11 protein-coding genes are annotated in these 11641 nt (G+C 60.1%); 5 read left to right on the top strand and 6 right to left on the bottom strand.

What is annotated here, in order from left to right:
• Nucleotides 1-48: 48 nt before the first annotated feature.
• Together ACA075_RS26465 and ACA075_RS26460 are read left to right on the top strand one after the other, a co-directional pair.
• Entirely contained in the window at nt 49-825 is a 777-nt protein-coding gene (locus ACA075_RS26465; protein WP_497296213.1) for an IclR family transcriptional regulator, read from the top strand.
• A gap of 227 nt (nt 826-1052) precedes the next feature.
• Nucleotides 1053-1931: a DMT family transporter gene (locus ACA075_RS26460; RefSeq protein ID WP_497296212.1), complete on the top strand. Its 879-nt coding sequence runs from the start codon at nt 1053-1055 to the stop codon at nt 1929-1931.
• A 48-nt stretch (nt 1932-1979) separates the two neighbouring features.
• Here the strand turns inward: ACA075_RS26460 and ACA075_RS26455 are convergent, their stop codons facing one another.
• Nucleotides 1980-3281, bottom strand: a complete 1302-nt coding sequence (locus ACA075_RS26455; protein WP_497296211.1) for an MFS transporter — start codon at nt 3279-3281, stop codon at nt 1980-1982.
• Nucleotides 3282-3668: 387 nt separating this feature from the next.
• Between ACA075_RS26455 and quiC the strand changes: the two genes are divergently transcribed.
• Both quiC and ACA075_RS26445 read left to right on the top strand, forming a co-directional pair.
• Nucleotides 3669-5570: a 3-dehydroshikimate dehydratase QuiC gene (gene quiC, locus ACA075_RS26450; protein ID WP_497296210.1), complete on the top strand. Its 1902-nt coding sequence runs from the start codon at nt 3669-3671 to the stop codon at nt 5568-5570.
• A 102-nt stretch (nt 5571-5672) separates the two neighbouring features.
• Nucleotides 5673-6350, top strand: a complete 678-nt coding sequence (locus tag ACA075_RS26445; protein WP_497296209.1) for a TetR/AcrR family transcriptional regulator — start codon at nt 5673-5675, stop codon at nt 6348-6350.
• 134 nt (nt 6351-6484) lie between these two features.
• Here the strand turns inward: ACA075_RS26445 and ACA075_RS26440 are convergent, their stop codons facing one another.
• The 3 genes from ACA075_RS26440 to ACA075_RS26430 all read right to left on the bottom strand — a co-directional run bounded on the left by ACA075_RS26440 (nt 6485) and on the right by ACA075_RS26430 (nt 8837).
• On the bottom strand, nt 6485-7339 hold the full coding sequence (locus ACA075_RS26440) for a shikimate dehydrogenase (protein ID WP_497296208.1): 855 nt from the start codon (nt 7337-7339) through the stop codon (nt 6485-6487).
• Between the two features lie 5 nt (nt 7340-7344).
• Complete coding sequence (aroQ, locus tag ACA075_RS26435) at nt 7345-7785, bottom strand: type II 3-dehydroquinate dehydratase (protein WP_497296207.1); 441 nt, start codon at nt 7783-7785, stop codon at nt 7345-7347.
• A 140-nt stretch (nt 7786-7925) separates the two neighbouring features.
• Complete coding sequence (locus tag ACA075_RS26430; protein ID WP_497296206.1) at nt 7926-8837, bottom strand: LysR family transcriptional regulator; 912 nt, start codon at nt 8835-8837, stop codon at nt 7926-7928.
• A gap of 111 nt (nt 8838-8948) precedes the next feature.
• On the opposite strand from ACA075_RS26430, the gene ACA075_RS26425 reads away from it, so the two are divergent.
• Entirely contained in the window at nt 8949-9155 is a 207-nt protein-coding gene (locus tag ACA075_RS26425; protein ID WP_094470523.1) for a tautomerase family protein, read from the top strand.
• A 60-nt stretch (nt 9156-9215) separates the two neighbouring features.
• Here the strand turns inward: ACA075_RS26425 and trmA are convergent, their stop codons facing one another.
• Together trmA and ACA075_RS26415 are read right to left on the bottom strand one after the other, a co-directional pair.
• Nucleotides 9216-10295 (bottom strand): tRNA (uridine(54)-C5)-methyltransferase TrmA, encoded by a 1080-nt coding sequence (gene trmA / locus ACA075_RS26420; protein ID WP_497296205.1) that lies wholly within the window; start codon nt 10293-10295, stop codon nt 9216-9218.
• Nucleotides 10292-11587 (bottom strand): NCS2 family permease, encoded by a 1296-nt coding sequence (locus tag ACA075_RS26415; protein WP_010467459.1) that lies wholly within the window; start codon nt 11585-11587, stop codon nt 10292-10294. Before ACA075_RS26415 ends, trmA begins: the two co-directional genes overlap by 4 nt.
• Nucleotides 11588-11641: the final 54 nt, after the last annotated feature.

The raw sequence follows: 11641 nt of genomic DNA, 5'->3' as shown, positions 1-11641 counted from the left end.
TACACGGTTCATCTTCTAGAATCAGGCAAATTGTAGGTGGAACCTCCCATGGCCGGTAGTCAGATCGAACGTGTCTTCAACGTGCTCGAAAGCCTCACCAGTGACCCTCGCGGCCTGCCGATGCAGATGCTCGCGGAGCAACTGGACATCCCGAAAAGCGCAACTCACCGTCTGCTCGCGGAGCTGATCCGGCTGGGTTATGTGCGGCAGAATCCAGAGAACCTGCGGTATCACTTGTCCACCAAACTGGTGGCGATGGGGTTTCGTTACCTGTCGGGCAGCGGCGCCGATATCGTTCAACCGGTGCTGGATCGTCTGGCCCAGGACACCGGGGAACTGGTGCGTCTTGGGGTGATTGAAGGCGAGCGGCAGATCTGGATTGCCAAGTCCCAGGGGGCCCGTTCCGGCCTGCGCTACGACCCGGAAATGGGCCGCGATGCGCCGTTGTTCTATACCGCGTCGGGCCATGCGTGGCTGGCGTGCATGAGCGATGCCGAGGCGTTGTCGCTGGTGGAACGCCAGGGTGGCGAGCGGCCAAAAGACCTCGGGCCGAATGCTCCGCGTTCCAACATTGAACTGCTCGAACGCCTGCGTCTGGCGCGAGAGCAGGGCTACGCCTGGGTCGAGGAAAGCTCTGCTGTGGGCACCTCGGCGATCGCGGCGGTGGTGCGGCACCCGAGCGAGGGTCGAGTGATCGGTGTGCTGAGCATCGCCGGACCGAGTGCGCGGATGCCGGGGGCGCGGTTGCATGAATTGGCGCCGCTGTTGTTGAGGTATACCGAAGAGTTGGCGGCGGCGAGTCTGGCGTCGGAGTTGTTCAGTTGATTTGTGGGGAGCGAGCCTGCTCGCGAAAGCGGACTTTCAAATAGCTAAAATGTTGAGTGTAAGTCCGCCATCGCGAGCAAGCTCGCTCCCACCATTGATTTTTATTGGCTGTAAAACTGTGCGGTATTCGAACACTTTCGGCTGATGCTTGTGTTTGAATCTGGAACCAGGTTCTAAATTATTGGAGCTCACCGCCCGCGACACGTTGCACTTAGCAAGGGATACCCATGACCGCCAGCACACCGCTCTCCGGCGTCAACCAGCCCTTCAAAGGGATTTTGCTGATTGTCGTCGCCACTTTCCTGTTTTCCAGCCATGACGCCTTTTCGAAATACCTCTCGGGCTTCTATCCGATCGTGATGGTGGTCTGGGCCCGCTATGTGGTGCACACCTTGTTGATGGCCGGGATTTTTCTGCCGCAATCCGGGCTTCGCGTCCTACGGACCAAACGACCGATTCTGCAGTTGGTAAGGGCGCTGTGCCTGTTGGGCACCAGTCTGTTTTTTACCACCGGCCTACAGTACATCCCGTTGGCCGAAGCGACGGCGGTCAACTTTCTTGCGCCGGTTTTGGTGACTGCGCTGTCGGTGCCGCTGCTGAAGGAGCGCGTAACACGTGGCCAATGGGTCGCGGTGATTTGCGGATTTATCGGCGTGTTGATCATTGTCCACCCCGGTGGCGATCTGTTCACGCCAGCGGTCCTGCTGCCGCTCTGTTCGGCGCTGTTTTTCTGCTTCTATCAGGTGCTCACCCGCAAGCTCAGCAACATCGACAGCCCGACCACCAGCAACTTCTTCGCCGGCTTGTGCAACACCCTGGTGATGAGCGCACTGGTGCCGTTCTTCTGGCAAGTGCCGACCCTGGGGCATGGTTTCATGATGGTGGCGCTGGGGACCTGCGGGATGACCGCACACCTGTTTCTGACTCAGGCCTTCCGTCACGCCGCGCCCGCGTTGTTGGCGCCGTTTGGTTACTGCCAGATCGTGTTTGCCGGTCTGCTGGGCTGGCTGCTGTTCTCGCACACACCGACCCTGACTACGGTGATCGGGATCGCGGTGATTTGCTGCAGCGGATTGGCGGCGGCGTGGCAGCAGAGTCGTCGGTAGGAAAATCAAAAAGGCAGGCCTGGAACCAGGCCTGCCAAGGGAGGCATTTTACTCGGTGACGGTAGGAATCTTGCGCGGTGCCATGAAGTACATCCAGGTCAGGGCAATGAAGTACATCGCCGGAATCAGGGTGAACAGCACGGTGTAGTTATTGTTGGTGACCGTCAGGATGTGGCCGACCAACTGGGTCATGAACATCCCGCCGATGGCCGCGCACATGCCGCCGAAGCCGAACACCGTACTCATCATGTGTTTAGGCGTGTAGTCCATCACCAGGCTCCAGATGTTGGCAGTCCAGGCCTGGTGCGCTCCGATGGCCAGGGAGATGGCGAACACCGCGACCCACAGACTGCTCGACCCCGCCGCCATGATCACGCCGACAATGCAGCAGGCGAACAGGAGCATGGACATCAGCCGCGCCTTGATCGGGTTCATGCCGCGGCCGATCAGGAACGAGGACAGGATCCCGCCGCCGACGCTGCCGAAGTCTGCAGTCAGGTAAATGATGATCAGCGGGATACCCATCTGGGTCACGTTGATCCCCAGGTTGTATTGCTGATTGAGAAACGGCGGCAGCCAGTACAGGTAGAACCAGAACACCGGCGCGGTCATGGAGTAGGCGAGGGCGAAGGCCCAGGTGCCACGCATGCGCAGAATTTTCGAGAACGGCACACGGGCCTGCTCCGGTTCGACTTCCTTCTGGATGTAGTCCAGTTCCGATTGTTTGACGCTCGGATGCTCCTCCGGGTTGAAGTACTTCAAACCCCAGAACAGCAACCAGATCCCGCCCAGTGCCGACATGCACAGGAACGCGGCTTGCCAGCCCCACACGTGCAGGATCAGCGGCAGCAGCATCGGCGTGAACATCGCGCCGACGTTGGTGCCGGCGTTGAAGATGCCGGTGGCCACGGCGCGTTCGCCGGCCGGGAACCACAAGCGCGTGGTTTTCACGCAGGCAGGGTAGTTAGCGGCTTCGGTCAATCCCAGGATGAATCGGCAGACCATGAAGCCGACCGCCGACGTGGCCAGTCCGTGAGCGCCGGTCGCCAGGCTCCAGAGCAGCACCGCGCAGAAGAACACGCGCTTCACGCCGACCCGATCGATCAACCGGCCTTGCAGCACGAAACCGATGGCGTAGCCGACCTGAAACCAGAAGTTGATGTTGGCGTAGTCCATCGCCGTCCAGCTCATTTCCTTGGCGAGGATAGGCTGCATTACGCCCAGTGCGGCGCGGTCGATGTAGTTGAGCGTGGTGGCAAAAAACACCAGTGCCAGCATGCCCCAACGGGTCTTGCCGACCGCCATGGCGCCGCGAATCTTGTCGCCGATAGCGCCGCTGGCAGGAGTCATGGAGGAGCGCTCCACGGGAGAACTTTGAGAAGGAGTCATGTAGGCCACCGATTATTTTTATGTGGTGTTCTGTTTCTTTGGTCATCGAGACCGGTGTTTTCGGTCGGATTCAATGTGTCGTCGATGGTGGGCAGTGGACGAAAAATCGTCAATTCGCCAACGGGCATTGTGTTCGATAATCGCACGCAAAACTAACCGGATAGTACACTTTGAATTGCTGTGCAGGGTCTTGCAGCCAATAATTCACGTCAAGAAAAACGCGGTCTCTGTAGGAGCCGGCTTGCTGGTGATGGCGATCTCGCGGACGCCATCGCCAGCAAGCCGGCTCCTACATAAAGCGAAAGCGTGCCAGGCCCTGAAAAGATAGCCTCCACCGGGAGTCGAAATATGCAGCGTTCCATTGCCACCGTGTCCTTGAGCGGTACCCTGCCGGAAAAACTCGAAGCCATTGCCGCCGCCGGTTTCGATGGGGTGGAGATCTTCGAGAACGACCTTCTCTACTACGACGGCAGCCCGCGGGAAATCAAACAGATGTGCGCCGATCTCGGGATCGCGATCACACTGTTTCAACCCTTTAGGGACTTTGAAGGCTGCCGCCGTGACCGTTTGCATCGCAACCTGGAACGGGCCGAGCGCAAGTTCGACCTGATGCAGGAATTGGGCACCGACCTGGTGCTGGTGTGCAGCAACGCGTCCACCGATTCCATCGGTGATGAACACATCCTCATCGACGACTTGCGCTTGCTGGCCGAACACGCCGGCGCCCGCGGGCTGCGGATCGGCTACGAAGCGCTGGCCTGGGGTCGGCATGTGAACACCTATCAACAGGTGTGGAACATCGTCCGTCAGGCCGATCACCCAAGCCTTGGCGTGTTGCTGGACAGCTTTCACACGCTGTCGCTCAAGGGGGACCCGAGTGCGATCGCCGAGATCCCTGGCGATAAAATCTTCTTCGTGCAAATGGCCGACGCGCCGATCCTGGCCATGGACGTGCTGGAGTGGAGTCGGCATTTCCGCTGCTTCCCGGGCCAGGGCGAATTCGATTTGCCGGGTTTCCTGGCTCCGATCATCAAGAGCGGGTACACCGGGCCGCTGTCGCTGGAAATCTTCAACGACGGTTTCCGCGCCGCACCGCCTCGGGCCAACGCCGCTGATGGATTGCGTTCGTTGCTGTATCTGGAGGAGAAAACCCGTCAGCGTCTGGCCCAGGAAACGCCACCGGCGGCCAGTCTCGACATTCTGTTTGAAACCCCCAAGGCCAGCGAATACAACGGCATCGAGTTTCTTGAATTCGCTGTGGACGAAAGCCTCGGCGCCAAGCTTTCCCATTGGCTGGAGCGACTGGGTTTCGTCAAGGCCGGGCAACATCGCTCCAAGAGTGTGAGCCTGCTGCGTCAGGGTGACATCAACCTGATCCTCAATTCCGAGCCTTACTCGTTTGCCCACAGTTTTTTCGAAGCGCACGGTCCATCGTTGTGTGCCACCGCCGCGCGGGTCAAGGACAGTGCCAGTGCGCTGGCACGGGCCGTGGCCTACAAGGGGCAACCGTATCGCGGACTGGTCGGCCCCAATGAGCTTGAGCTCGCTGCCGTGCGCGCACCGGATGGCAGTCTGATTTATCTGGTGGATCAGGACGCCGATGTCTACGGCATCGATTTCCATCTGCAACCGGCTGGCGCGGCCGGTGGCGGCCTCAAACGCATCGACCACATGGCGATGGCATTGCCGGCCGACAGCCTCGACAGTTGGGTGCTGTTCTATAAGAGCCTGCTGGATTTTGAAGCCGATGACGAAGTGGTGCTGCCCGATCCTTACGGTTTGGTGAAGAGTCGAGCGTTGCGCAGTCGTGACAGTTCGATTCGCCTGCCGCTGAACATTTCCGAAAACCGCAACACCGCAATCTCACACGCGCTGTCGAGTTATCGCGGCTCCGGCGTGCATCACATCGCGTTTGACTGCGATGACATCTTTGCCGAAGTCAGTCGTGCCAAAGAGGCGGGTGTGCCGCTGCTGGATATTCCGCTCAACTATTACGATGACCTCGCTGCACGGTTCGATTTCGATGACGAATTCCTCAGTGAACTGGCGTATTTCAACGTTCTTTATGACCGCGATGCCCAAGGCTGCGAGCTGTTCCATGTGTACACGGAGCCGTTCGAGGGGCGGTTCTTCTTTGAAATCATCCAGCGCAAAAATGGCTACGCCGGTTACGGTGCAGCCAATGTGGCGGTACGCCTGGCGGCCATGGCCAAATCCCGAAGTGGTGCGGTACGTCCGTTAAAGTTGTAGGAAAATCGTAAACCCGGCGACAAACCGCTGCCGCGCGGCTTCCTTCACTGTGCGACGCGGCCCATAATCGCCAGCCTGTGCAGTGATGGCCGTGAGCCCGCAATGACGATAACTTCAGAACTCTCCGCAGCGCCCGCCGAACCGATTGCCGAGCCGCGCAAGAGTCGCAAGAACAACCCGGAAAAGACCCGCGAGAACATCCTTCAAGAGGCGATAGTCGAGTTCGTCCAGCAAGGGCTTTCCGGTGCTCGCGTCGATGCCATCGCCGAGCGCATCCACACCTCAAAACGCATGATCTATTACTACTTCGGCAGTAAGGAACAGCTGTACGTCGAGGTGCTGGAGAAACTCTACGGCGACATCCGCAACACGGAAAACCATCTGCACCTGGCCGAACTGGCGCCGGTGGAGGCGATTCGGCGACTGGTGGAATTCACCTTCGATCACCATGATCGCAACGTCGATTTCGTGCGCATCGTCAGCATCGAGAACATTCACAACGCTGAGTACGTGAAGCGCTCCGACGCGATCAAGGCGATGAACAACACCATCCTTGACTCACTGGGCGTGATTTTGCGCCGCGGGGCCGAAGAAGGCGTGTTCCGTTCCGGGCTGGAGCCGCTGGATGTGCATCTGCTGATCAGCTCGTTTTGCTTTTATCGCGTGTCGAACCGCCATACCTTCGGCGAGATCTTTCAGATCGACTTGCCGGACGAAAGCATCAAGCAGCGTCATCGGGCGATGATCTGCGAGTCGGTTTTGCGGTATTTGCAGGCCTGACCTGTGGTGAGAACGGCTGTGGCGAGGGGGCTTGCTCCCGCTTGACCAGGCTGGCGCACCCCTGTGCCACACTCACAAAATGCGGGGCCGCTGCGCAGCCCAGCGCGAGCAAGCTCGCTCGCCACAGAGCCGGTTCAGCCATTCATGCTCTGAAAATGCGCCAACATCCGCTGCACATCCGGCATCACACCACTGAACAATTCAAACGCCTTCACCGCCTGAAAAACCGCCATATTGCCGCCATCCAGCGTCCGGCAACCCAGGGCGCGGGCGTTACGCAGCAGTTCGGTTTCCAGCGGAAAATAAACAATCTCCGCCACCCACAATTCACTTCGCAGCAACGCCACCGGCACCGGCATGCCCGGCAGTTTTTTCATGCCCATGGGCGTGGTGTTCACTAACCCATCCGCCTGGCCTAACGTGCTCGGCAAATCATGCCCCGCCACCGCGCGGCCAGCGCCGAAGTGTTGATTGAGATTGTCCGCCAGCGCCTGCGCGCGGCTGATCTCCACATCGAAAATACTCAGCTGCTGTACGCCTTCGCTCAACAGCGCGTGGGCCACTGCCGCACCGGCGCCGCCAGCGCCCATCTGGACCACACGCTCACGGGCAACGTCCTTCAAGCCCCGGCGAAAACCCTCGGCAAAACCCAGGCAATCGGTGTTGTGGCCGATGCGTTTACCGTCCTTCAGCACGACGGTGTTCACCGCCCCGATGCCGCGCGCTTCCGGCGACAATTCGTCGAGCAACGGGATGATCGCTTGCTTGCACGGGAAGGTGATATTCAGGCCGGTGAAGTTCATGCGTTCGGCGGCCATCAACAGATCGGGCAGGGCGCTGCTGTCGAGTTTCAACTGATCGAGGTCGATCAGGCGATAGAGATAACGCAAACCCTGGGCATCACCTTCATGCTCGTGCAGAGCCGGAGTACGAGAAGCCTGGATGCCGGCGCCGATCAGCCCGGCCAGTACTGCGTTGTTCTGAGTCACGGCATTCACCCCTTCAAGCGTTGGCCGAAATAATCCAGCGCCAGGCGATAACCGTGGCTGCCGAAACCGGCCATCACCGCAGTTGCAATGGCGGAAACGAACGAGTGATGCCGGAAGGGTTCGCGGGCGTGAACGTTGGACAGGTGGACTTCGACCACCGGCAATTCGCTGGCGATCAAGGCATCGCGGATCGTGACTGACGTGTGTGTCCAGGCCGCCGGGTTGATGACAATCCCGGCGCAACGGCCGCGGGCCGCGTGAATCCAGTCAAGCAATTCGCCTTCGTGGTTGGTCTGGCGAAACTCCACCGCCAGACCGAATTCTTCGGCGGCGCGCCCGCACAGCGCCGAGAGGTCGGCCAGGGTCTCGTGACCGTAAGTCGCCGGTTCACGGGTGCCGAGCAGGTTCAGATTCGGGCCGTTGAGCACCAGAACGATAGGGGACATCGAAGTCTCTCCACTTATTATTTTTGGAATGGGCTGGGGTGTTCAGCCTGTGGAGATAAATTGTACTAGCTGGTTAGTTCGGTCAATTGAAGAGCGCCTTAATTGAGGTTTTGTGTGCGGTGATCGGACGGTCGCACTACTTATCGCGGCAAATGTTCAACCAGGAAATCGATGAATGCCCGCAGTCTCAGCGGCATATGGCGACTCTGTGGATAGAGCAGGGTGAACGGCCGGGAGCGTCCGCCATAAGGCTTGAGCACTTCCACCAACGAACCAGAGGCCAGTTCGTTTTCGACAATGAAGCGGTAGGTTTGAAAAAGCCCCGCCCCGTGTTTGGCCAGGGTCACGCCGCCGAGCACGTCGTCAGAACAACTGAGGCTGCCTTCTGCAAGAATCTCTCGCGGGGCGCCGTTGTCATTGAACAGCCAGGCAATGCGCCGACCGCTGCTGGGCAGTTCGTACTGAATGCATTCGTGCTGCGCGAGGTCGTCCAGGCTTTGCGGGGTTCCCGCGCGTTTCAGGTAATCGGGGCTGGCAATCATCACCAGCGCGGCATCCTCGAGGTGCCGGGCGATGAGGCCGGAATCCGGAATCGCCCGCACGCGGATCGCCATGTCATAGCCTTCGCCGACGAAATCGATATTGCGATTGCTGATGTGCGATTCGACTTTCACGTCCGGAAAGCGCGCCCGGAATGCCGGCAACAACGGCAAGATCCGATGGTGCGCATACGTCGTGGGAATACTGATGCGCAGTGTGCCGGACGGTTGCTGTTGCTGGCCCATGACCTCGCGCTGAGCCTCGACCAACTGCGCCAGGGCCTGACGACATTCCTCGTAATAGCGGCGACCGCTGTCGGTCAGCTTGACGCTGCGGGTGGTGCGCGCAAACAGCCGCACGCCCAGGCGTTCTTCCATGCGCGACACCGATCGACTCACGGCTGCCGGTGTGACACCCGCCACCAACGCGGCCGCCGTAAAGCTGCCAGCTTCGGCCGCGAGGCAAAACAGTTCGATGCTGCCCAGCTGAAGATCGTCGAATACTCGCTGCATGATGGATGACACCGGGGATCAAATGAGGGACTGCGCCACTGTAGATTAAATCGACCCTGCGGTGCTTTACTTGACCGGCGTCTTCCTTGATAACCGGCCAGGAGCAGCATCATGCCTTTCGTCAGCGTGCGCATTACCCGTGACGGCGTTACCCGGGAGCAGAAAGCCCAGGTGATTGCCGAGATTACCGACACCTTGGAACGAGTCCTCGGCAAGGATCCAAAATTGACCCATATCGTGATCGAAGAAGTCGACACCGATAACTGGGGTTACGCGGGCATGACCACCACCGAGTATCGAAAAAACCAGCCGGGATGAGGGTGTGACAAGCCCGCAGAGCCGTCCTCGCGACGGCTGATTTGTCTAGGCGACTTACCTTCAACGACGCGTCAGCAACACCCCGGATTCCATGTGATGTGTCCACGGAAACTGGTCGAACATCGCGCACTGGGTGATGCGATGGGTGTCGTGCAACTGGGCGATGTTGGCCGCCAGGGTTTCCGGGTTGCAGGAGATGTAGAGGATGTTGTCGAAGCGCCGGGTCAGCTCGCAGGTGTCCGGGTCCATGCCGGCGCGGGGCGGGTCGACAAAGACGCTGCCGAATTCGTAGCTCTTCAGGTCGATGCCGTGCAGGCGACGGAAAGGGCGGACTTCGTTCAGGGCTTCGGTCAGCTCTTCCGCGGACAAGCGCACCAGGGTGACGTTATCCACAACGTTTTCGCTGAGGTTGCTCAGCGCCGCGTTCACCGAAGTCTTGCTGATTTCGGTGGCCAGCACTTTGCGCACGCGGGTCGCCAGCGGCAGGGTGAAGTTGCCATTGCCGCAATACAGCTCCAGCAAATCGTCCGGGCGATCGCCGAGGGCGTCGTAAGCCCAGTTGAGCATCTTCTGGTTCACGGTGCCGTTGGGTTGGGTGAATGCACCTTCGGGCTGGCGGTAGCTGAACGTGCGACCACCGACGTCCAGTTTCTCGACCACGTAATCCTGGCCAATCACTTCGCGTTTGCCTTTCGAACGACCGATAACGCTGACGTTCAGGTCGGTGGCCAGTTTCGACGCCGCCGCGTGCCAGTGTTCGTCCAGTGGACGGTGATAGCACAGGGTGATCATCGCATCGCCGGCCAGGGTGGTCAGGAACTCCACCTGAAACAGCTTGTGGCTCAGCGCCGCACTTGCCTTCCAGGCCGCCTTGAGCTGCGGCATCAGTTCATTGATGCGCAGGCTGGCGATCGGGAACGCTTCGATCAGGATCGGCGTGCGTTTGTCTTCCTGGGAAAACATCGCGTAGTGACGCTCGCCGCCTTCGCGCCACAGGCGGAATTCAGCCCGCAGGCGGAAATTTTTCAGCGGCGAGTCAAACACCGCAGGTTCCGGTGCATCGAACGGGGCCAGCAGGTCGCGCAGGCGCGTGACCTTTTCTTCGAGCTGGACGGCGTAGGCCAGGGAATCAGAAGTCATGCGTTGAACCAACCCAACTTGATCACGAACAGAATCGAAAGAATCACCAGTGCCGGGTTCAGCTCGCGGCCGCGACCGGACAGCAACTTGATCGCGGTCCAGGAGATGAAACCGAAGGCGATGCCGTTGGCGATGGAATACGTGAATGGCATGGCCAGCGTAGTGACCACGACCGGTGCGGCAACGGTGATGTCGTCCCAGTCTATTTCGGCCAGGCCGGATGTCATCAACACGGCGACGAACAGCAGCGCCGGCGCAGTGGCAAACGCCGGAACACTGGCGGCCAACGGCGAGAAGAACAGCGCCAGCAGGAACAGAATCGCCACGACAACAGCGGTGAGGCCGGTGCGGCCACCGGCACTCACGCCTGCGGCGGATTCGATGTAGCTGGTGGTGGTCGAGGTGCCCAGCAAGGACCCGGCCATGGCAGCGGTGCTGTCGGCGATCAGGGCGCGGCCCATTTTCGGCATGTGGCCGTCCTTGCCCATCAGGCCGGCGCGCTTGGCGACGCCGATCAGGGTGCCGGAGTTGTCGAACAGGTCGACGAACAGGAAAGCGAAAATCACGCTGACCAGACCGATGTCGAGGGCGCCTTTGATGTCCAGTTGCAGGAAGGTCGGTGCGAGAGACGGTGGCATCGACATTACGCCGCCGAACGGCGTGAAGCCCAATGCGATGGACGCGATGGTCACGACCAGAATGCCGATCAGCACCGCACCGCGCACGGCGAGCGCTTCGAGGGCAACGATCAGGGCAAAACCGAGGGTCGCGAGGATTGGAGCGGGTTGCTTCAAGTCGCCGAGGCCGACCATGGTCGCCGGGTTGCTGACCACGATGCCGGCGTTATGCAGGGCGATCAGTGCCAGGAACAGGCCGATGCCGGCGGCAATCGCCGAACGCAGCGGCAGCGGGATGCTGTTGATGATCCATTCGCGGATACGGAAGATCGACAGCAGGAAGAACAGCACCGCCGAGATGAAGACCGCCCCCAGTGCCACTTGCCAGGTGTGGCCCATGTGCAGGACCACGGTGTAGGTGAAGAAGGCGTTCAGGCCCATGCCCGGCGCGAGTGCGATCGGGTAGTTGGCGATCAGGCCCATCACCGTGGAGCCGATAGCTGCCGCCAGACAGGTCGCGACAAACACCGCGCCCTTGTCCATGCCGGTCTCGCCGAGGATGCTCGGGTTGACGAACAGAATGTAGGCCATGGCCAAAAAGGTCGTGACGCCCGCCAGAATCTCGGTCCGCACGTTGGTGTTGTGTGCCTTGAGTTGAAACAGCCTTTCCAGCATGTCTGCTCCCCGTGGCGCGCCCGGCGCCGTGAATGTATCGACCTCAACAGCAAA

The organism is Pseudomonas sp. LBUM1663 (assembly GCF_059695905.1).
The sequence above is the reverse complement of the archived record's forward strand: the minus strand, read 5'-3'. Positions and strand labels throughout refer to the sequence as shown.

Coding starts and splice junctions, on each gene's coding strand:
- ACA075_RS26465 (WP_497296213.1), top strand. CDS start 49: ATGGCCGGTAGTCAGATCGAACGTGTCTTCAACGTGCTCGAAAGCCTC.
- ACA075_RS26460 (WP_497296212.1), top strand. CDS start 1,053: ATGACCGCCAGCACACCGCTCTCCGGCGTCAACCAGCCCTTCAAAGGG.
- ACA075_RS26455 (WP_497296211.1), bottom strand. CDS start 3,281: ATGACTCCTGCCAGCGGCGCTATCGGCGACAAGATTCGCGGCGCCATG.
- quiC (WP_497296210.1), top strand. CDS start 3,669: ATGCAGCGTTCCATTGCCACCGTGTCCTTGAGCGGTACCCTGCCGGAA.
- ACA075_RS26445 (WP_497296209.1), top strand. CDS start 5,673: ATGACGATAACTTCAGAACTCTCCGCAGCGCCCGCCGAACCGATTGCC.
- aroQ (WP_497296207.1), bottom strand. CDS start 7,785: ATGTCCCCTATCGTTCTGGTGCTCAACGGCCCGAATCTGAACCTGCTC.
- ACA075_RS26430 (WP_497296206.1), bottom strand. CDS start 8,837: ATGCAGCGAGTATTCGACGATCTTCAGCTGGGCAGCATCGAACTGTTT.
- ACA075_RS26425 (WP_094470523.1), top strand. CDS start 8,949: ATGCCTTTCGTCAGCGTGCGCATTACCCGTGACGGCGTTACCCGGGAG.
- trmA (WP_497296205.1), bottom strand. CDS start 10,295: ATGACTTCTGATTCCCTGGCCTACGCCGTCCAGCTCGAAGAAAAGGTC.
- ACA075_RS26415 (WP_010467459.1), bottom strand. CDS start 11,587: ATGCTGGAAAGGCTGTTTCAACTCAAGGCACACAACACCAACGTGCGG.